Source organism: Microbacterium marmarense, from assembly GCF_037204165.1.
Lineage (GTDB): Bacteria > Actinomycetota > Actinomycetes > Actinomycetales > Microbacteriaceae > Microbacterium > Microbacterium marmarense.
Genome location: NZ_JBBDGL010000001.1, coordinates 647,671 through 667,491, shown reverse-complemented (window position 1 = coordinate 667,491; position 19,821 = coordinate 647,671). Strand labels below are relative to the sequence as shown.

At 63.0% G+C, this 19,821-nt stretch carries 21 protein-coding genes; 12 read left to right on the top strand and 9 right to left on the bottom strand.

Going from position 1 to position 19,821, the window contains the following annotated elements; translation table 11 throughout:
* Positions 1–702, top strand: coding sequence for a ThuA domain-containing protein (locus tag WDU96_RS03020; RefSeq protein WP_337337005.1), 702 nt, complete (start codon positions 1–3; stop codon positions 700–702).
* Here WDU96_RS03020 and WDU96_RS03015 read toward each other — a convergent pair.
* Positions 699–1,712, bottom strand: a complete 1,014-nt coding sequence (locus tag WDU96_RS03015) for a LacI family DNA-binding transcriptional regulator (RefSeq protein ID WP_337337004.1) — start codon at positions 1,710–1,712, stop codon at positions 699–701. The genes WDU96_RS03020 and WDU96_RS03015 overlap by 4 nt on opposite strands.
* A gap of 89 nt (positions 1,713–1,801) precedes the next feature.
* Between WDU96_RS03015 and galT the strand changes: the two genes are divergently transcribed.
* The 3 genes from galT to WDU96_RS03000 all read left to right on the top strand — a co-directional run bounded on the left by galT (position 1,802) and on the right by WDU96_RS03000 (position 5,112).
* Entirely contained in the window at positions 1,802–2,977 is a 1,176-nt protein-coding gene (galT, locus tag WDU96_RS03010; protein ID WP_337337003.1) for a galactose-1-phosphate uridylyltransferase, read from the top strand.
* Positions 2,977–4,164: a galactokinase gene (galK, locus tag WDU96_RS03005; protein WP_337337002.1), complete on the top strand. Its 1,188-nt coding sequence runs from the start codon at positions 2,977–2,979 to the stop codon at positions 4,162–4,164. Before galT ends, galK begins: the two co-directional genes overlap by 1 nt.
* Positions 4,165–4,275: 111 nt before the next feature.
* Positions 4,276–5,112 carry an alpha/beta fold hydrolase gene (locus WDU96_RS03000; RefSeq protein WP_337337001.1) on the top strand — a complete coding sequence of 279 codons (837 nt, stop codon included), beginning with the start codon at positions 4,276–4,278 and terminating at the stop codon, positions 5,110–5,112.
* 60 nt (positions 5,113–5,172) lie between these two features.
* Here WDU96_RS03000 and WDU96_RS02995 read toward each other — a convergent pair whose 3' ends face one another.
* The 4 genes from WDU96_RS02995 to WDU96_RS02980 all read right to left on the bottom strand — a co-directional run bounded on the left by WDU96_RS02995 (position 5,173) and on the right by WDU96_RS02980 (position 8,536).
* Positions 5,173–5,835, bottom strand: a complete 663-nt coding sequence (locus WDU96_RS02995; RefSeq protein ID WP_337337000.1) for an arsenate reductase/protein-tyrosine-phosphatase family protein — start codon at positions 5,833–5,835, stop codon at positions 5,173–5,175.
* Positions 5,832–6,248, bottom strand: a complete 417-nt coding sequence (locus WDU96_RS02990) for an arsenate reductase ArsC (protein WP_337336999.1) — start codon at positions 6,246–6,248, stop codon at positions 5,832–5,834. The genes WDU96_RS02995 and WDU96_RS02990 overlap by 4 nt, the downstream gene beginning before the upstream one ends.
* Positions 6,249–6,311: 63 nt before the next feature.
* Entirely contained in the window at positions 6,312–7,184 is an 873-nt protein-coding gene (locus WDU96_RS02985) for a metalloregulator ArsR/SmtB family transcription factor (RefSeq protein ID WP_337336998.1), read from the bottom strand.
* 32 nt (positions 7,185–7,216) lie between these two features.
* Positions 7,217–8,536 (bottom strand): NAD(P)-binding domain-containing protein, encoded by a 1,320-nt coding sequence (locus WDU96_RS02980; RefSeq protein ID WP_337336997.1) that lies wholly within the window; start codon positions 8,534–8,536, stop codon positions 7,217–7,219.
* A gap of 85 nt (positions 8,537–8,621) precedes the next feature.
* On the opposite strand from WDU96_RS02980, the gene WDU96_RS02975 reads away from it, so the two are divergent.
* The 5 genes from WDU96_RS02975 (at position 8,622) to WDU96_RS02955 (ending at position 11,817) form a co-directional block, all read left to right on the top strand.
* On the top strand, positions 8,622–8,972 hold the full coding sequence (locus tag WDU96_RS02975) for an ArsR/SmtB family transcription factor (RefSeq protein WP_337336996.1): 351 nt from the start codon (positions 8,622–8,624) through the stop codon (positions 8,970–8,972).
* 8 nt (positions 8,973–8,980) lie between these two features.
* Positions 8,981–9,667, top strand: a complete 687-nt coding sequence (locus WDU96_RS02970; protein ID WP_337337639.1) for an MIP/aquaporin family protein — start codon at positions 8,981–8,983, stop codon at positions 9,665–9,667.
* A gap of 63 nt (positions 9,668–9,730) precedes the next feature.
* Entirely contained in the window at positions 9,731–10,114 is a 384-nt protein-coding gene (locus tag WDU96_RS02965; protein WP_337336995.1) for an ROK family protein, read from the top strand.
* A gap of 134 nt (positions 10,115–10,248) precedes the next feature.
* The gene (locus WDU96_RS02960) at positions 10,249–11,193 is read left to right on the top strand and encodes a YHYH protein (protein ID WP_337336994.1); all 945 of its coding nucleotides are present in this window, start codon (positions 10,249–10,251) and stop codon (positions 11,191–11,193) included.
* A 51-nt stretch (positions 11,194–11,244) separates the two neighbouring features.
* Entirely contained in the window at positions 11,245–11,817 is a 573-nt protein-coding gene (locus tag WDU96_RS02955) for a DUF305 domain-containing protein (protein WP_337336993.1), read from the top strand.
* A gap of 58 nt (positions 11,818–11,875) precedes the next feature.
* Here WDU96_RS02955 and WDU96_RS02950 read toward each other — a convergent pair whose 3' ends face one another.
* The 4 genes from WDU96_RS02950 to WDU96_RS02935 all read right to left on the bottom strand — a co-directional run bounded on the left by WDU96_RS02950 (position 11,876) and on the right by WDU96_RS02935 (position 16,256).
* The gene (locus WDU96_RS02950; RefSeq protein ID WP_337336992.1) at positions 11,876–13,381 is read right to left on the bottom strand and encodes a CotH kinase family protein; all 1,506 of its coding nucleotides are present in this window, start codon (positions 13,379–13,381) and stop codon (positions 11,876–11,878) included.
* 183 nt (positions 13,382–13,564) lie between these two features.
* A complete protein-coding gene (locus WDU96_RS02945) occupies positions 13,565–14,518 on the bottom strand; it encodes a sugar kinase (RefSeq protein ID WP_337336991.1) in 954 nt (317 codons plus the stop codon).
* Positions 14,515–15,165, bottom strand: coding sequence for a bifunctional 4-hydroxy-2-oxoglutarate aldolase/2-dehydro-3-deoxy-phosphogluconate aldolase (locus WDU96_RS02940; protein WP_337336990.1), 651 nt, complete (start codon positions 15,163–15,165; stop codon positions 14,515–14,517). The genes WDU96_RS02945 and WDU96_RS02940 overlap by 4 nt, the downstream gene beginning before the upstream one ends.
* Positions 15,162–16,256, bottom strand: a complete 1,095-nt coding sequence (locus WDU96_RS02935) for a LacI family DNA-binding transcriptional regulator (protein ID WP_337336989.1) — start codon at positions 16,254–16,256, stop codon at positions 15,162–15,164. The genes WDU96_RS02940 and WDU96_RS02935 overlap by 4 nt, the downstream gene beginning before the upstream one ends.
* Positions 16,257–16,538: 282 nt before the next feature.
* Here WDU96_RS02935 and WDU96_RS02930 point away from each other — a divergent pair, with 282 nt between their 5' ends.
* From WDU96_RS02930 to WDU96_RS02920, 3 genes are all read left to right on the top strand, one after another.
* Positions 16,539–17,834 carry an ABC transporter substrate-binding protein gene (locus tag WDU96_RS02930; RefSeq protein ID WP_337336988.1) on the top strand — a complete coding sequence of 432 codons (1,296 nt, stop codon included), beginning with the start codon at positions 16,539–16,541 and terminating at the stop codon, positions 17,832–17,834.
* A 79-nt stretch (positions 17,835–17,913) separates the two neighbouring features.
* A complete protein-coding gene (locus WDU96_RS02925; protein WP_337336987.1) occupies positions 17,914–18,873 on the top strand; it encodes a carbohydrate ABC transporter permease in 960 nt (319 codons plus the stop codon).
* Complete coding sequence (locus tag WDU96_RS02920; protein WP_337336986.1) at positions 18,873–19,814, top strand: carbohydrate ABC transporter permease; 942 nt, start codon at positions 18,873–18,875, stop codon at positions 19,812–19,814. The genes WDU96_RS02925 and WDU96_RS02920 overlap by 1 nt, the downstream gene beginning before the upstream one ends.
* The last annotated feature ends 7 nt before the right edge of the window (positions 19,815–19,821 follow it).

The window sequence follows — 19,821 nt, the reverse complement described above, 5'->3', positions numbered from 1 at the left end:
ATGGATGCTGACAGAGAAAACCCGCCCCTCGCCGTGATCGCTACCGGAACCGGTCGCTACGGCGACCCGTGGCATCCGTTCGACGAAACATCGGCAGCGCTGGCCAGCATTCTCGAAGCCGACGGCTGGCAAGTTGCGGCAGTTGCTGACCCCGATATCGCGCTTGCCGAGTTGCAGGGTGTCGACCTCTTGGTGGTCAACGCGGGTGACCCTTCCCGAAACGTCCCCGAGGGCCTCGCGCCGGTGCCTGCCGCCACAATCGAGGCGGCTTCCGCAGGCCTGACCGAAGCGTTGCAACGCGGCATCGGAGTTCTGGCGACACATACGTCGATCTCGTCACTTCGCGACTACCCCGCGTGGTCTGAGGCAATCGGTGGTTCATGGGAGCCAGGCGTGTCGTGGCATCCGCCCATCGCCCATTCGGCCGTGCGCGTCGTCGACACCGACCATCCGATCACGGCCGATGCCCGCGATTTCACCCTTCACGACGAGATGTATTCGGGGCTGGTGCTCACGAGCCCCGTTGATGTGTTGCTCGAGCACTCGCTCGATGGCGTGGCTCATCCGCTCGTGTGGACGAAGGAGAATCCAACCCGCGCGGCAGTCTCGGCGCTCGGCCACGATGCGGGCGCATACGAGTCACCCGAGTTGCGCACGCTGATCGCGCGAGCCGCCCGCTGGGCTGCTCGCCGCGAGCTTTAGCGTCCGACGCGGGTGCTCTGCCGCACGACCAGCGTCGTAGCCACACGCCCCGCGCGATCATGCTCGTCGCGATCATGTTCCTCGCGGTCATGCTCCTCGCGAGTATGCCCCGTGCCGTCGATGGAGTGAACCAGCATCGCGACGGCTCGCTCGCCGAGCACATCGAAGTTCTGACGCACCGTCGTGAGCGGCGGGCGATACTGGGCGGCATCGGCGACATCGTCGAAACCCACAACTGCGACGTCGTCGGGCACCTCACGGCCTGCTTCAGCAAGCGCGCGCAGCACTCCCAATGCCATCTGGTCGTTGGCGCAGAAGACCGCCGTCGCTCCCGCCTTGGCCAGCTCTACGCCGGCCGCAGCGCCCGATGCCGCCGACCAGTCACCGCGCAAGACGTTAGGCACCGTCGCACCAGCAGACACGAGCACATCGCGCCAGGCGCTCTCGCGCTGCTCGGCTGCAAATGAACCGCGTGGCCCCGCCACGTGCCACACCTCCTCATGGCCGAGCTGCAGCAGATGCTCGACCGCAGCTCGCGCTCCGCCCGCATGATCGGTCTGCACGCCCACAAATCGATCATCGGGTAGCGAATCGACCACGACCAGGTGCAGTCCTGGCGGGATTCGCGCGCCGCGCGCCGCGGCAGTTGCCTCGTTCAAGACGATCGCGCCATCGACTCCCTGCTCGACAAGCCGCTCAAACGCAGCCGAAACATCATCGCTGCCACCGAGCGTGACCACGGTAAGGGCAAACCCCCGTGATGCCGCCGCGTCGGCAACCGCCTGCAGCATTCGCGAGTTTCCGACCGTAGCCAGCGTCGACACGACGAGCCCGATGGTGTGCGTGCGCCCGGTGCGCAAGGCACGTGCTGCACGATGCGGTCGGTAGCCCAGCGTTGCCATGGCTCGTTCGACCCGAGCGCGTGTCGCGGGATCAACCCGCGGGCTGTTGTTGACCACTCGCGAGACTGTCTGGCCAGAAACGCCCGCGTGCTGTGCGACATCAGCCATCGAGACTCGTTTTTGCACTGCATCCTCCGCCTTCCACGCCCAACAGGTGCCATGTTGACGTTACCATGCGCCCCAGCTAGCATGTTGACGTGAACACACCCGCGCTGCCTTCCGAAACCCTCGGCGCTGGGGTCGTTAAACGCCCCACTTTGCTCGCCGATGGTCGCGAGCTGATCTACTACGACGACCCCGACACCAGGCTCGGGGCGGAACGCGCCATCGACGCCCGCGATCTTGATCCACGCCCCGCGACGGCGACGATGCGTCGGGATGTGTTGACCGGTGACTGGATCTCAGTGGCAGCATCCCGTCAGAATCGCGCCTTCATGCCGCCGGCCGAGTTCGACCCGCTCGCTCCGCAGACGGCAGCCAATCCATCAGAGATCCCTTCGACATACGACGTCGCTGTCTTTGAGAACAAATCCCCCTCGTTCGGCCCGGCGCTGGCCACCGCGCACGGCGATGCTCCCGCCGGCGACGACGCACCACGGGGTCTCGACGATGTGGATGCTCCGGGGCTCGGTCGCACCCGCACCGCTGTCGGCCGCTGCGAGGTCGTCTGCTTCAGTCCCGAGCACGAAGGATCGTTCGGCACACTGAGCGTTACGCGCGCGCGCACTGTCATCGAAGCGTGGGCTGACCGCACCGCCGCTCTGTCTGCGCTGCCGGGCGTGCAGCAGGTCTTTCCGTTTGAGAATCGTGGCGAGGCCATTGGTGTGACGCTCCCGCACCCGCACGGCCAGATCTATTCGTACCCCTACATCACCCCGCGCACGGCGAACCTGCTGCGTCAACTCGAGACCGAGGGCGATGACCTGTTCTCGCGCATTCTGGAGTTCGAGCAGAATTCCGAACGCGTGATCGTCGCGGGCGAACACTGGACGGCGTTCGTTCCCTTCGCCGCGCGGTGGCCGCTCGAAGTGCATCTGCTGCCGAACCGTCACGTCGCCGACCTCGCCGAAACGAACGACGCCGAACGCACGGAGCTGGCGCCGCTCTATCTGCGGCTGCTGCGGGGCATCGACGCGCTCTACGACACCCCCACTCCCTACATCGCCGCGTGGCATCAAGCTCCGGTGAACCGCGGACGAGACTCGGTGCGCATGCACCTGCAGCTGACATCGCCGCGCCGAGCAGCAGACAAGCTCAAGTTTCTGGCCGGAAGCGAAGCCGCGATGGGCGCCTGGATTGGCGACATCGCACCCGAGACCGCTGCCGCAAAGCTGCGAGACGCCGTCGAATCGATCCCTGAGGTACACGCGTGATGACCGAAACCAACACGGCAGCAGCGGCGCAGACGCTGCTCGAGACGATCACCGGCATCTCGGCCGCACCCACGTGGTCAGCGCCGGGCCGGGTGAACCTCATCGGCGAACACACCGACTACAACGACGGGTTCGTTCTGCCGTTCGCCATTCAGCACCGCACCCATGCCGCGGTCGCCACGCGCAGCGACGGGATGATCCGCGTCGTGTCGACATTCGACCAGAAGCCGGTCGCGTTCGCCCTGACCCAGCTCGATGAGTTCTTTCCCCACCGGCGCGACGAGGTAGTCGAGTGGGCACGCTATCCGCTCGGTGTCGCGTGGGCGCTTCTGAGGGCGGCGGGCCTCGATGCCTCGACCGCCACCGGAGTCGATCTCGCATTCAGCTCGCATGTTCCTGTCGGCGCGGGACTATCGTCGTCGGCGGCCATTGAAGGCGCAACGGCGTCGGCCCTCGCCGACACCTGGGGCATCACCCTCGACCGCGTGGCGTTGGCACAGGCCGGCCGCACCGCCGAGAACGAGGCCGTCGGCGCACCCACCGGCATCATGGATCAGATGGCGACGATGCTCGGCCACACAGACGCGGCGATCTTTCTCGACTGTCGCACGCTCGAGGCCGCTGTGGTCGACCTCGGATTTGCCGATGCCGGCCTCGAGCTGCTCGTGATGGATACCGGCGTCAAGCACTCACACGCGACGGGCGGCTACGGCGAGCGCCGCGCATCTTGCGAGCGCGGGGCTTCCATCATGAATGTTGCTGCCCTGCGCGATCTGACCGTCGACGATCTTCCGCGCGCCGAAGCTTTGATGGACGACGTCACCTTCCGCCGTGTTCGCCACGTCGTCACTGAGAATCAGCGGGTGCTCGACACTGTGCGCGTGCTGCGCGAGCAGGGACCGACATCGATCGGCGGCCTGCTGATCGCGTCGCACGCGTCGATGCGTGATGACTTCGAGATCTCAGTGCCCGAGCTCGATACCGCTGTCGACGCCGCTCTCACTGCTGGTGCCATAGGGGCACGTATGACCGGAGGCGGTTTCGGCGGGGCGGCAATCGCGCTCGTCGCCCGCGCCGACGTCGAAACAATCAGCTCGGCGGTCGCCACGGCGTTTGCCAAGGCTGGCTTTGCCCCACCTGCGACGTTCACTGTCTCACCTTCCGTTGGTGCCAGCAAAGACGCGTGAACAATCGCTGAACACAGACCGCGAATGTTTGCAAATCTCTGGCGGTGATGGATGCTGCGCCCTAGCGTCGAGCTAGGCAGCAGCATCCGTCCCCTGCCAAAAGGAGCGAACGTGGCATACCTCACTGTCGCGACCGAGAACTCGGTCGACGTTGACATCTTCTACACCGACCAGGGTGAAGGCCAGCCAGTCGTGCTGATTCATGGCTTTCCCCTCAACGGCGAGTCATGGGGCAAACAACAAGCGGCGCTTCTCGACGCTGGCTATCGAGTGATCGCATACGACCGTCGGGGTTTCGGCGCCTCAACGAAGACCGCCGCGGGTTCTGACTACGACACGTTCGCCGCAGACTTGCACGCTCTGATTGAGGATCTTGACCTCGACGATGCCGTGCTCGTCGGGTTCTCAATGGGCACGGGCGAAGTGGCGCGCTATCTCTCGCGCTACGGCAGTTCCCGCGTAGCGAAGGCCGCTTTTCTCGGCTCGCTCGAACCGCTTCTGCTGAAGACCGAAGACAACCCCGGCGGGGCCGGACCACAAGAACTGTTCGATGGATTCGCGGCGGCCGTGCGCGAAGACCGCTATGCCTTCGTCAGTGGATTCTTCAACGACTTCTACAACCTTGATGACAACCTCGGCTCGCGCATCTCGCAAGCCGCCGTCGATGCGAGCGTGCAGGTCGCCAATCAGGCAGGAAATGCCGCGATCGCCGCGGCGCCGCTGACTTGGCCGACCGACTTTCGTGACGACATCCCCTCGATCAACGTGCCTTCGCTGATTCTTCACGGAACGGCCGACAACATCCTTCCGATTGACGCCACCGCCCGGCGCTTCAAGCAACTGCTGCCGCAGGCAACCTATGTCGAGCTCGAGGGCGCGCCCCACGGGCTGCTGTGGACTCACAGCGCCGAAGTGAACGAGCATCTGCTCGCATTCCTGAAGACCTGATCCGATACAAGAACGGCCCGGCGCTGTCGCGCCGGGCCGTTGTTGAGTATCGAGCAGAAGCTAGACCGCAGGCGTTACCGCGATCTCACCCAGCAGAGATGTGACGTGTTCGATGATCGAATCGCGCACTCCGCGAACTCCATCGAGGTCCAGCTCGGCCGGGTCGGCAAGCTGCCAGTCTTCGTAGCGCTTTCCCGGATAGATCGGGCAGGCGTCGCCGCAGCCCATCGTGACCACGACGTCGGCGGCCTGCACCACGTCATCGGTCAACGGCTTCGGATACGCGTCTTCGAGCGGAATTCCTGCCTCGGCGAGCGCCGCAACGACGTCGGGGTTGAGCTGGTGGGCGGGCAGCGAACCAGCGGAGCGCACGTGCACGCGACCCTGTGAGAGGTGCGCGGTGATGGCGGCAGCCATCTGCGAGCGACCGGCGTTCTGCTCGCAGATGTAAAGAACTTCAGGCAGGTCGTGCGGTGCGACACCGGCGACCTGAGCCAGAGCGGTCAGCCGCTCACCCACGAAGTGCTCGGTCTGCATCGCCAGGTGCGCTTTGACCTTCGAGGTGCGAAGCAGTGCCGTGTACGAATCGAGTACGTAGCGCTGAACCGTTTCGGCGCTGAACGTGCCGGCGTACTTCTCGCGCATCTCGGTTGCGAGGCGTCCGAGGAATGCTTCCGGGTACGTGAGTCCGGGCAGCCCTCGACCGTTGTTCGGGATCGTCATGACACTGCCGGTTCCGGAAGGATCTCGGCGAGCAGCGCGCTGATGCGAGCCTTGATGTCGTCGCGCACGCGACGAACGGTCACGATGTCTTTGCCGGCGGGGTCTTCAAGCTCCCAGTCTTCGTAGCGCTTGCCGGGAAAGATTGGGCAGGTGTCGCCGCAACCCATGGTGATGACCACGTCGGATTCCTGCACGGCTTCGACCGTGAGAATCTTCGGGGTGTTGTTGGCGATGTCGATGCCTTCTTCAGCCATCGCCTCGATGGCGATCGGGTTGATCTGGTCTTTGGGTGCCGAGCCCGCCGAGAGCACCTCGACGCGACCGCCAGAGAGGGATTGCATGTAGCCAGCAGCCATCTGCGAGCGCCCGGCGTTGTGGACACAAACGAAGAGAACGGTGGGTGATTCAGTCATACGAAAAGCATAGACGACGATCTATGCTTTTCGTGAACGGATGCTGATCGCTTCACCGATTGTTCATGTCAATGTCGCGAGCAAGCCGCGCACCCGCTCGTCAATGTCGTCACGAATCACACGCACCGCGGGCAACGGGAGCCCCGCAGGGTCATCAATCGGCCAGTCGAGATATAGCTTGCTGGGATAGACCGGGCAGGCGTCCCCGCATCCCATCGTCACCACGACGTCTGCCGCTCGAACCACCTCGTCGGTGAGCGGCTTTGGAAACTCGCCGCCCAACGGCACGCCGATCTCGTCGAGAGCGGTCACCACAACGCCGCGCACGGCATCGGCGGGCGCCGACCCCGCCGTGCGAACGCGAATACGATCGCCAGCGAGGTGCCGCAGAATCGCAGCCGCAAGCTGTGAACGGCCGGCGTTCTGCACGCAGACGAACAGCACCTCAGGACGGTCATCGTCTGCCAGGGCCTCATGCGCGAGAGCAGTCAGCCTGTCAGCCGCGAATCCGGCCACCTTCGACGAGCGCTGACGGCTCACCCCCTGCGCAGTGAGGAGCGCGTCTGTCTCCACGACGTAGCGCTCAACGGTGTCGCGGCCGAAGGTGCCAGAGAAGCGTGCACCAAGATCATCGATGATGCGATCGAGCGTGTCGGCTGCGCCAATGGAATCCGTGGCCGGCAGCAACGACGCCACCATGTCAACGTGAACGCGGGGAACCGAATACCAGACTCGACGCCCTTCCGGCAGTCGCGCAAGCAGACCAGCATCATGCAGCACCCGCACGTGATGCGACAGAGTCGGCTGCGTCAGGCCCAACGCACCGGCCAGTGCGGTCACGGTCGAACGAGACTGCTCACTCGAAAGCACCAGCTGAAGAATCCGCAGGCGCGTCGGGTCTGCCAACAGCCGCAGTTCGTCGATCCCAGCATTCATAGATGAGAGTCTATGTGATTCTCACTAGAAACTCAGGAGCAGCATCCCCCGCCAGCAGGGCCTCCGTCGGTCGAGCACACGCCAGTTGCAGGCAACGACAGCTCAACCTTCGTAGCCGACGCCGTGTCGCCATCAATCCACGCGGCGATCGAGCGCACCTGCTCATAGCCCGTGGCGAGCAAGAAAGTCGGAGCACGGCCATAGCTCTTCATCCCGGCGATGAAGAATCCATCTTCGGGTTGGCGAAGCTCTGCAAATCCGTGAGGCTCGACCGTGCCACAGCTGTGCTCGTTCGGGTCGATCAGCGGAGCCAGCCGTTTCGGCGCCTCGACGATTTCGTCAAGTTCGAGGCGAATCTCGCGAAGCATGTCAAGGTTGGGCCTGAAACCGGTGGCATTCACGACGACATCTGCCTCGATGTCGGTGAGTTCACCGCCGCGGTTGCCGACGATGCGCACCGAATCGCCTTCGCGCTCGAGCCGCGCGATCTCGAAACGATCGACGACATCAATCACACCGCGCTCTACGAGAGTGTCGACGCGGCCGCCGATCTTCGCGCGCGCCACGAGTTCATCGTCGGGTGATGTAGACACCCGCACGGCGCCGCGGTTTCGAATGGCCCACGTGATGCGTGTGCCGGGCACCTTCTCGGCGAGCGCCGCCAGATTGATGAGAGTGTTCGCTGCGGAGTGTCCGGCGCCGACAACGACCGTGTGACGGCCCGCGAAACGGCTGCACTCAGCCCCGAGCACATCAGGGAGGGCGTGCGAAACGAGATCGGCCACCTCCGCCAGCCCCAACGGATCGAGACCGCTAGAGCCCAAACTGTTCGGAGTGCGATAGGTGCCAGACGCATCGATAACCGCTCGGGCGGGCACTTCGGTGATCTCGCCTGTCGCCTCGCGCACGCGCAATACGAATGGGGTAGCAGCGCGACCCCGTGTGCGAGTGCGGTCCATGCCCTCGCGGCTGACCGCGAGCACTTCCACACCGGTGCGGACGTTCTCTTTGATTGCGGGCAACGCCGCGAGGGGCATCAGATACTGAGCGACGAGCTCGGCGCCGTCGGGCAGCGCTTCTTCGTCGGGGTGCGTCCACCCCGCCGCCTGCAACAGGCGAGCAGATGCGGGGTCAACCAGGTGGCGCCATGGAGAGAAAAGTCGAATGTGCCCCCACTTGCGCACACCGTCGGCCACGCTGTCGCCCGCCTCAAAGACCGTGAACTCAATGCCGCGCTCGGCAAGGTTCGCTGCGGCTGCCAGACCGATAGGCCCAGCGCCGATGACGGCCACCGGAAGAGTGTCGATGCGTCGCTTCTGCGCGACCGGGCGACCAAGGTCAATGAGTGTCATGAAAGTAGGCTCCTATATCGAAGTTCATCGATGTCTAGTGTGCTCCCGTACATTGACGGTTGTCAATATTCGCTATCATCGATGAATGCACTCGCTTGAGCTCACAGATGTGACTGCCACTGATGCCTGCCGAGCCCCGCTCGTGCGCGACGCCCTGAGCGCCGACGCCGCCGAGCTGCTCGCGCACAAGCTCAAAGCACTCGCCGACCCCACCCGCCTCCGTCTGTTGTCGATCGTGAGGGCCTCTCAGGGCGGCGAAGCATGCGTCTGCGACCTCACCGCCCCGGTCGGTCTCAGCCAGCCGACCGTGTCACACCACCTGAAGGTTCTGGTGGATGCCGGACTGCTCAGCCGCACAAAACGGGGCACCTGGGCGTACTACTCCCTCGTGCCCACTGCGCTCGTCGACGCTTCTGACAGCCTCCAGAGCCTGTGAGCGAGACGATGAACCTCACCCGGCGCACGGTCGCGGAATTCCTCGGATCGGCGGGCCTCGCCGCCGTCGTGATCGGCTCAGGCATCGCCGCCCAGCGCCTCTCGCCCAGCGACGTCGGACTGCAGCTCTTCGAGAATGCCATCGCTACCGCGCTCGGTCTTCCAGTGCTGATCCTGATGTTCATGACCATCAGCGGTTCGCACTTCAATCCCGTGGTGTCTCTCGTCGATGTCATCATCGGCGGCCGGCATTGGTCGGACGCCGCCGCATATGTACCCGCGCAGATCGCCGGTTGCATCAGCGGAGCAATGCTGGCAAATACGATGTTCAGCGACCCCGCCATCAGCATCAGCACTACCGACCGCATCACTGCAGCAACCTTCGTCTCAGAGGTGGTCGCGACCGCAGGGCTGATTATGGTCATCTTCTTGCTTGCGCGCACGGATCGCCAAGCCGTCATCCCCTGGGCCGTCGGCGCCTACATCGGCGCGGCATACTTCTTCACGAGTTCGACCAGCTTCGCCAACCCCGCGATCACGATCGGCCGCATCTTCAGCGACACCTTTGCGGGAATCGCCCCGGCGTCGGCCCCCTGGTACATCGGCGCACAACTCATCGGTGCGGCGGTGGGACTCATTCTGGTGGCGTGGTTTACTCCTCGACCGACTGAGGTTCAGCAGGTCGCAACAGGCTGAGCGCACCGCTTTGAAAACCGCAGCCGCTGCCGCTCTTTCCGCACTGCCGCTGACGCGATTCTCGTGGGCGCAGGAATTGGCAGCGCCGGACCGATCGACCGTCGCGCGGGCACTGCAGCACCGCTCAACATGCCTCACGTACATGGGTTCCGAGTTCAGGAGTATGTCGCTTCACTCTTGCCCGAAGGCACGCGAGTCGAGCTAGGGCTGGACGGCATATGCATCACACTTGCCGAGTGGCAGATCGGCGCCGGTCGTGGCGCCGAAAATCTGCTCTGCATGGTGGTGTCAACGGAAATCAGCGGCGGGCTCGTGTGTGACGGCATCCCTGTCGTAGGTGCCGACGGCAACGCTGGGCACATTGGCCAGCTCAGCGATACCGCGCCCCTGGTAGGCGCAGCATTGCTCGTTCTCGACGTCGCGCACGGCGAAATCCGCAGTCGCTGATTGCTGCCACGGCCCTCGCCCCAGCATGTGATGCTTCTCCTCACCGCGCCGAGCCGCACGGCATTGCTGGCAGATCCTACTCATAGGTGGCGTGACTAGGCTGACCGCCAGCACCTACCCGAAGGGGCCTTCCAGTGAACTCTCACTCCATCCGTCGCACGCGCTCCGCGTCTGCTGTGGCGCTGGCAACTCTCGTCCTGCTGGTTTCCGGATGTGCCGCTGAGCCGACCGTCGATTCCGCTGCCGAATCCACGAGCGATGTGCTGGCGGAAGAAACGGCGATGCCTACCATCGAGGTCGAAACTGCCGCAGGCCCGATCACCGGCGACTGCGAATCGATGGCCGCGACATTCCGTGATGTCGCGTCAGCGAACGCCGATCTGCCCGATCCCTATCTCTCAGCATCATGCGATGGGGATTCGCTCGTGGTTGTCACCAATTCCATCCCCGACTATCTCTACGTCGCCACAACTCCCGGCTCGCCCTCCGAAGACGAAAGCACCTACGTTCTTCCCGCAAATCCTGTCGAGGCGACGGACCCCAGCCCCGATGACGTGCCTCTGCTCGGTTCTATCGCGGTGGCCGTAAACGGGGTGCCGATATACGGGCCAACCGAAGGCACAGGCGGCGATGTGCTTTCGCTTGTGGGCGCGCTGTCAGAGTGCGGCAGCCACAACGGACCCACCGCATTTCACGTGCACCTGTTCGGCTGGGCAGAGGGTGTCGACTGTCTCTATTCCGCAGAAGAGGTGCAGTCAGGCGACCCGACGCTCGTCGGCTGGGCCGCCGACGGGTACCCCATCATGTCGGGGCTCCTGTGCGACAACGAAGAGTGTTCGTCGATGACCCAGCTCACCAGCAGCTGGGAACTCACCGACGACAGTCTCTTCGCGATCGACACCTGGGGCGCGCACAGCTATGTCGAAGGATCGGGCGACCTCGACCAGTGCAACGGAAGAATCGATAGCGACGGGCAGTATCGCTACTACACAACCGCGACTTTTCCCTACATTCTGGGCTGCTACCACGGGGAAGTCAGCGAAGGTGCACTACCTGCCCTCGGCGGAGGCCGGGGTTAGCGCGTGAGTCGGCATTCCTCACCGATCCGAGTCACCAGCAGGCGCGCCCTGTTGGCAGGTTCAGCAGTCGCGCTCGTTAGCGCAGGGCTCACAGCCTGCACGACGAACGAGCCCCACTCATCTGACGATGCCGACGGCCCCAACGAGGCCGACATCGGTTTCTGTACCGACATGTCCTTCCACCACGAGCAGGCTCTCGCGATGTGCCAACGCGTATTGGGAGCGGCTACGGGCGGCCCAGTGCAGAATTCAGCTGCAGAAATACTCCAGAACCAGTCGTACGAGCGCGGACTCATGCACGCATGGCTTGCCAGCTGGGGCCAGAGCACTGCCCCGCCGTCCGAAGTCATGGGCTGGATGGGCATGTCAATGCCCGCCGAGTCGATGCCTGGCCTGGCGAGTGAAGACGAGATGCGCAGTCTCGCAGAGCTATCTGGCATTGACAAGGGCCGCGAGTTTCTCGTGCTCATGCGCACGCACCATGTCGGCGGTGTTCATATGGCCGACATGGCACTCGAAATGGCCACCATCTCTCGCGTGAAGACTCTGGCGCAGCAGATGTCGGCCCAGCAGACCTATGAGATCGCGATGTTCGACTCGTTGCTCGAGACGACATACACATAGTCTCACCCGCGACACGAAAGTGGGCGTCCCACTCTGGGACGCCCACTTTCGTGTGAGTTCAGCTCGCTAGCGGAAAGCTCTGCACAACGCTCGCCGCTTCTTCATCCACAACGGCCGATGACACCAAGCCTGAAGCGTCGACTATGAGCACCTCGCTCCACTCGTCGAGCGCTGACTGGGCAAGACCAGAGGTGAACAGCAGTTCTGAGAGTCGATCGAGTTCGGCTTCGTATGCCGCCGAAAACTCCGCGTTCTCGAGAAAACGCTCCGAGAGAATGTTGCTCCCCTGCGCGCCGCCGCCAGCAGCTGCTCCTACCGCACCCCGCGCGACTTGATCGGCTTCGCCAGCCGGAGGCTCTGGCAATTCACCCTCCGCCGGTAGCTCGTCTGTGTCGGACCCCGGCAGAGCTCCGCTCGCATCTGCGGCAAATGGGGGTGGGCTGCCACCCTCAGAGGCTTGGCCGGCGACGCCTGATGGCATCTCGCCAACGCCGAGCTGCGCACTCTCTTCGCCCCGAACCTGACCTGCCGCTTGCCCCGCGCCGGCAGCGTCGTTGTTGGTAACGCCGAATGAGAGGTTGAGGTCCCACGACGCTACAGTCATCAAGCCGGTGTCGCCGTCATAGGCGAGATAGGAGTTGTTGCCGGGGCCATCGATGTCATCAAAATTGCCGACGAGCTCTTGAAACGCGAGGTAGGTGGCAAAAGAGTCGACATCAAGCCACTGATCGAGCTCGACCGCGAAAGTCTCGTCATCTGACTCATTGATGAACTGCAAGAACGCCATCAGTGGAACGAGGTCGTCGTCTCCTGCTTCTTGGTCAAACACCTCATCGTAGGCGCTCGGGTCGTCTCCCAAGTAGGAGTAGTCGCCGCCTGATTCTGCCTTGTAGAGCGCGTCAGCGTTCTCGAACTCACGGTCAGCCCACGAGTTGTTCGGGTTCTCGATAACGAGCCGAAGTGAGCTCTCACCGTCGACTTCAAACTCCACCGCCACCGCCTGCTCGGCGGCAAGCCCGCTTGCTTCAAGCAGCTCGAGCGCGAGCGCCTCATTGAGGGCTGTCTCTGTCGAGTTCCCTCTGACCACAATCTCGGTTGCACCGTCATAGTCCTGGTCGTCGACAAACTTATCGAGGTTGATGATCCATGGCAGCGACGCCGGGTCTTCGGTACTGAGCTCAGCATCTGCATCCGTCGAGAGCCCGCGCAATGATGAGTTGCCCTTCAGCTTGAGACCCACATCCTCGAAGGTAGTGCCATCGATCACAACCGTCGCTGTGATCCACTCTTTGTCGCCCGTGGCCAGGTAGGTCTCGATCATCGCGTCGTAGTCAGCGTCGTCGTATGAGAGCGAGATGGAGTGGGTCTGGCTTGAGTCCCAGAACGCAGATGTGGCCAGAGATGCCGTCTCGACGGTGGAAACGTCGACCTCGGCCGTCTCTTCATCAGCGATCGTCGAGCTCGAGGTATTTGAGACATCGGTGTTCGCGACCATGAGGCCGCCAACAACGACGAGGCTCGTTCCTGCGACCGCTAGTGAAATCCAGCTTTTCTTTGGAGTCATGGATCCACTGCACCGCACGTGGTTGAGCGAGGCTTAGGGATCGGCTGGGTTTGAGCGAGCGCTGAGCGATGAATCTGCTGTGGCCGTCACCCTGCCACCATGGGCATCGCCATCCTCACCGAGGTAGGACCGCACGTTTCAACTCGCGGCTCGTCTGAGCACGGTCGAACCTGCTGAGACGCGTCAGCGAGCCACGGGATCGTCCGGGTTCAGCAGGTGCAGCTCGTCCCGGCGAGGAGCGCCTTCCCAGTCGCCCGGCGAGAGGCAGGCGAAGGCGCCTACGGCTACGGCAGTGTCGAGTCTTTGAACGACAGGTGCTCCAGCGAGCAGTTCGGCAAGGTAGCCCGCGACAAACGCGTCGCCTGCACCCACAGTGTCGACGGGGTCGATGCGAACCGCGTCACACGAAGTGACCTCGCCGTGCGCGAGGGTCAGCGCACCACGCGAACCCAGCTTTATGACGACCTCTGAGGGCCCACGTCCTGCGAGCTCTCGAGCAAGCTGCGCGGGCTCAGCGGTGTGCCCCAGGGCGATCGCCGCCTCATCGTCACCTGCGAACAGCACGTCAACGAGCGGAAGAATCGCCGCGTAGAACTCGTGCGCACTGTCAGTCGACCACAGCGTGCTGCGATAGTTGAGATCGAAAGAGACTCGGACGCCGGCATCTTTGGCGGTGCGAGCAGCGTGCAATGCCAGCTCAGCCGCCGAGGCCGATAGCGCAGGGGTGATCCCTGTCAGATGAAGCAAAGCGGCGGAGCGGATGACGTGCTCATCAAGATCGGCCGAAGTGGCCCGCGACGCCGCGCTGCCGGCGCGATAGTAGGAGACCCGCGTCGACGTCGGTGTGCGGCGCTCCTTGAGCATCAGTCCGGTTGGCGCCCCCGCATCTCGGAATGCGATGACCGTCACGCCTTCCGCGCGAATCTCTCGTTCGACGAGGTCGCCAGCAGAATCGGCCCCGAGTTTACTCATCCACACCGTCGGCACGCCAAGTCGTTGCAGACCGATAGCAACGTTGCTCTCAGCCCCGCCGATACGCACCGTCATCGATTCCGCATGCTGCAACGCACCCACGGTCGGGGTGGCGAGCAGCATCATGGTCTCGCCGAAGGTAACGACCGGTCGCCGATTGCTCATCGTGGCTCTCGCGCCTGATCCACAACGCCGATCGTGCGCCGAATCCGCGCGCGCAGTTCATCGATCGACCCGCCACGAAGAGCATCGCCAATCAGGGGCGAGCCGAGGCTCACGGCCGCTGCACCCGCGCGCAACCAGGGTCCGACCTCTTCGTTGCCGATGCCGCCGGAGGGCACGAACTCGAGATCGGGAAACGGTCCACGAAGGTGCGATCCGAAGGCCGCGCCGATTGTGCCGGCGGGAAACAGCTTGACCGCTGTCGCACCGGCTCGCCACGCGATGTTCACCTCGGTGGGAGTCATCGCACCTGGAAAGATGGGCACTTCAGCATGGATCGCTTTCTCGATGATCGACGCATCAGTGATCGGGGTCACGAGGTAGTCAGCACCAGCATCGATCGCAGCGGCGGCCTGCTCGACAGACGTGATCGTGCCGATTCCGATATCGGCTCGATCGGAAGCGATTTCGCGTAAGAGCGGCACACGGGCAAGCGTATCGGGAGTTGTGAGCGTCAACTCAATTGAAACGACACCTTCTTCGATCAACACCTCAACCACATCGTCATAGGCCTGCGCTCGATCCGCGCGCAGCACCGCGACGATCGGCATCTGCCGAAGCCTCGAAGGAATCGCTGCTCGTGTGCTCATCGTGCACTCTCCGTTGTGTTCACAGCATCTCTTTTCTTCGCTGGTTTCGGCGCCCTCGTTGACTCACGCACGACAAGCTGAGGGCGCAGCAGCACCGACCTGCCGACTTCACTTCCGGCCCCGCCGTCTTGAGACACCGCCTCTTCCATGGCTAGCGTAGCCATGCGCTTGATCGGCTGCCGGATGCTCGTGAGCGGAGGGTCATAGAGATCCGCGAGCACGATATCGTCAAAGCCGATGATCGAGACGTCTTCGCCCACCGTGAGTCCGAGGTCACGCAGACCACGGCAGAATCCGAGCGCTGTCATGTCGTTGATCGCAACGACTGCGGTCGGCCGCACACCGTCACCTGTGAAGAGGTCGTGGGCTGCTTTTCTTCCGACTTCGGCGGCCTCGACGTCACCGAATGGCAGCGCTTCAAAGCCCGTCCACATGGGCATATCTCCGACAGAGAGACCTGCCTCTTCGATCGCCGAACAGAACCCGCGATAACGGGCGGCACGGTTGACAGACTGGATAGACCCAGAGACAAACGCGATCTGCGTGTGACCGAGTTCAAGCAGATGGGATGCCGCAAGGTAGCCGCCCACGTGATTGTCGATGCTGACGCTCACGACTGACTCGGGGTCGCCCGGCTGCGCCGGTCGGTCAAAGGTCACGAGTTGCAGGCCCTCGTCGATGACATGGGAGATGTAGTCGAGCGAAGCCAGTGACGTGCACAAGATGATGCCTCGCACGCCGTCTTCCCACAGTTCTTCAACGTAGCGGCGCTCGCGGTCGGGATTTCGTTCGCTGTTGCACAGCAGCACGCTCGAACCGGCTGCCACCGCAGCGACTTCGATCTCGCGCGCGAACGCCCCCCAGAACGGGTTGCCGACCGACGGCACCACGAGTCCTATCGTCTGGGTCCGCCCATTGCGCAGCTGGCGGGCGGCTCGGTTCGGTCGGTAGCCCAACTCGGCGATCGCCTTGTCAATGCGTTCGCGCGTTGCCGGCACCATGCGGTCGGATCGGCCGTTGAGCACGTTGGAGACGGTGCTTGGGGACACACCAGCGGCCTTGGCAACTTGCTGGATGGTTACTTTCGCCAAACCGCATCTCCTTCGATCGGGGTTCTGCTCAGCATACTACGCAGATGGTGTAACGATTTACTAGATTCAACACCAAAATTCCCCTCGACCTCCCCCGCCAGATTCGTGAGTTTACGATAACGACCCGATTTCAGGGGTTGACTCGACCGCTGGGGTCGTTTATGTTCAGTGCATCGTTACACCGCTACCACCACGCAGGATCTCCCCGGAAGCGGAACGCGAGACGAAGTCGTCATCGTGAGGCAGAGTCGCCACCCATCTGTAACAACCGAAAGGACCAACATGAAGTCCCCCACTGTTGTCCGCGCAGCTGGCATTGTTGCCGCCACCGCGCTCACCGTTGCTCTCGCAGCGTGCTCATCCGGAGACACCGACGCTTCGGTAGACCCCGATGAAGTCAGCGGCGATATCACGCTGCTCACCCCCATCTTCGAGGGCTCGCCCGGACAGGAGCTGCTTGAAGGCGAGCTGCTGCCGCAGTTCTACGAGGAGTACCCCAATGTCACCGTGAGCGTTGACTACACCACCTACGGCAATCTCAATGAGAAGCTGACCACTGCAGTGGTCAGCGGATTGGTGCCCGACGTCATGATGATGGGCGTCGGATGGATCGAAGGCTTTGCCGACAAAGGCATTCTCGCTGACCTCGGTGAAGGCGGCCTCACTGAGGAGTCGCTGAAAGAGAAGTACACCGACGAGATCGTGGAAGCCGGCATGTGGGATGGCAATGTGTATGCCGTTCCCATCATGCTCGACACGCGATTCGGTGTTGCTCGCATGGATATTCTCGAAGAGGCTGGTTACGACGCCCCTCCCACCAGCTGGGACGAGTTGATCGAGATCGCCGAAGCGACAACGGTTCGCGAGAGCAATGGCAAGCTGACGCGCGCGGGCTTCGACATGATGTCGCTCGATGCCCGTCAGGCATACTTCACGATGCTGTTCTCGGCGGGCGGCGAGATCTTCAACGAAGACAACACGGTTCCCGAGTTCAACGGCCCTGAGGGCGTCGCCGCACTGCAGCTCATGACCGACCTGGTCAACGAGTACGAGGTGGAAGACATCGGCTTCGCCTCAACCGACGACATCGTCAACCCGCTGATCAGTGGCCGCGCTGCCATGGGCATCGCTCACAACAACCTGTGGACGCAGACCCTCGAGGCCGACCCCGAGATGATCGACAACCTTGAGCCGTTCGTCATCGAGGGTGCCGCGCCCGGCATGTTCTTCGGCGGCACATTGGCCACGGTGTCGAACAACTCGCAGCACCCCGAAGCAGCCCAGGCGCTCCTGGAATTCCTCTCCAGCCCCGACGCGGCGCTCGCGGCGAACGAACAGCGCGGCAACGTGCCTGCTCTGCTCGACCTGCTCGAGAGCGACTACGTGCAGTCGAACCGCTTCGTGCAGTTCGCGATGGAGAACCTCGACGTCGCGCAGCGCGAGGGCGGACCCGCCGCCTGGCTCGAAGTACGCGGTGACGTTGCCCCGGCAGTGCAAGAAGCACTGCTCGAGCAGAAGACGCCACAAGAGGCACTCGACGACCTCGCTGCATTGATGCAGACGGCCATCGAGCGCTGACCCGAAAGTCCGGTCGGGCGGTGACTGCCATCGCCCGACCGGGCCACTCATTCAATCCATCGATACCAATGAGGGCATGATGACAACGACAACGCCTCGGCGCGATAACGCTCGCGTCACACCCCCCGCGGGCGGTGGCAAACCTCAAGCGCCGCCGCGCAAGCGGGGGCTGACGCTCGCCGAACGCAAGAAGCGCCGTGCCGGGTGGTTGATGGTCACCCCCTCGGTGATCCATATCGGACTCTGGACCGCGATCCCGGTGCTCGCCACGTTCTACCTGTCCTTCACCGACTACAACGTCTTCTCGGCGCCGAACTGGATCTGGTTCGACAACTACATCGAAACACTGTCAGACCCGGTGTTCCTCAAATCCATCTGGAACACCGTCGTCTACACCTTCTGGACGGTTCCGGTTTCAATGGCTGTGGCCCTGGTTATCGCCGTGGCTTTGAACCAAGGACTGAAGCTGCAGAAGTGGTACCGCACGGCATTCTTCATTCCGCAGGTGACTGCCACCGTAGCTATCGCGATGGTGTGGCTGTGGATCTTCAACCCGCAGTACGGTCTGCTCAACGCGTTTCTTGAGCTCTTCGGGCTTCCCGGTCAAGCGTGGCTCGTCGACCCCAATTGGGCTCTTCCCTCGGTGATCGTCGTTGGCGCATGGCAGGGCATCGGCATCAAGATGCTGATCTACATCGCCGCGCTCCAGAATGTCGATGAATCGCTGTACGAAGCAGCGTCGGTCGATGGAGCATCCCCCATTCGCAAGTTCTTCGCGATCACCGTGCCCATGCTCAAACCCGCCACCTTCTTCGTGCTGGTCATCTCGATAATCGGCGCGTTCCAGGTCTTCGATCAGATCTACGTGCTGACCGACGGCGGCCCTGCGAACGCCACCACGATGATGACCTACGAGGTCTACCGCTCCGCGTTCCAAGAGTTCCGAATGGGAATGGCATCCGCTCAGTCGGTGGTGCTGTTTGCATTCCTCTTGGTGATGACTCTGATCAGCCGCCGCGCAACGAAAGAAGACGACTGATGGGCATCACGACACTGCGCGCCGCCGCCATTGACGACAACAACGCCGCGCCGCCACCACCCAAGCGCCGCCACTACCCGCGCGCCAAGATGCGCAACAGCATCTTGCTCAACACGTTCTTGATCCTCGGATCACTGTTCATGCTCATCCCCTTCATCTGGATGATTCTGACCAGCGTGAAATCGCCGGCCGAGCTCGCCCAGTTTCCCCCGACCTTCCTTCCGCAGGAATGGCTCTGGAGCAACTACGCCGATGCGCTCAAAGCCGCACCGTTCGATCTGTACTTCAGAAACAGCTTGATCATCTCGATCGGCCACACGGCGATCACCCTCGCGCTGGGCTCGATGGCAGGCTATGCGCTCGCTCGCGTGTACTTTCGCGGTCGCGAAGTCGTGTTTCTCGCATTCGTGGCCATGCTCATGATCCCGACGTACACGAAGATCGTTCCGCAGTTCTTGATCGTCAAGTTCATGCCGCTCTTCGGTGGCAACGACATCTTCGGCCAGGGCGGCATCGGCTGGCTCAACAGCTGGTGGGCGCTCATCATCCCCGGTGGCCTCAGCGCCGCTGCGATCTTCTTGTTCCGCCAGTTCTACCTCTCGCTACCCGGCGAACTCGAAGAAGCGGCTCGGCTCGACGGTCTCGGAGAGTTCCGCATCTTCGCGCAGATCTACACCCCACTGATCAAGCCAGCCATCGCCACGGTCGGATTGCTCACCTTCCAAGAGAGCTGGAACAACTTCCTCTGGCCGCTTCTGGTCACCACGAGCAATGATCTGCGAGTCATTCAGGTCGGTCTGGCGGTCTTCCAGCAGCTCGACAACACGCTGTGGGCCTACCTCATGGCGGGCACGACGATGGCCACGGTTCCGATGGTGTTGCTGTTCATCTTCGCCCAGAAGTACTTCATCCAAGGTTTCACCAACGCGGGCATCAAATAGTCCCCGA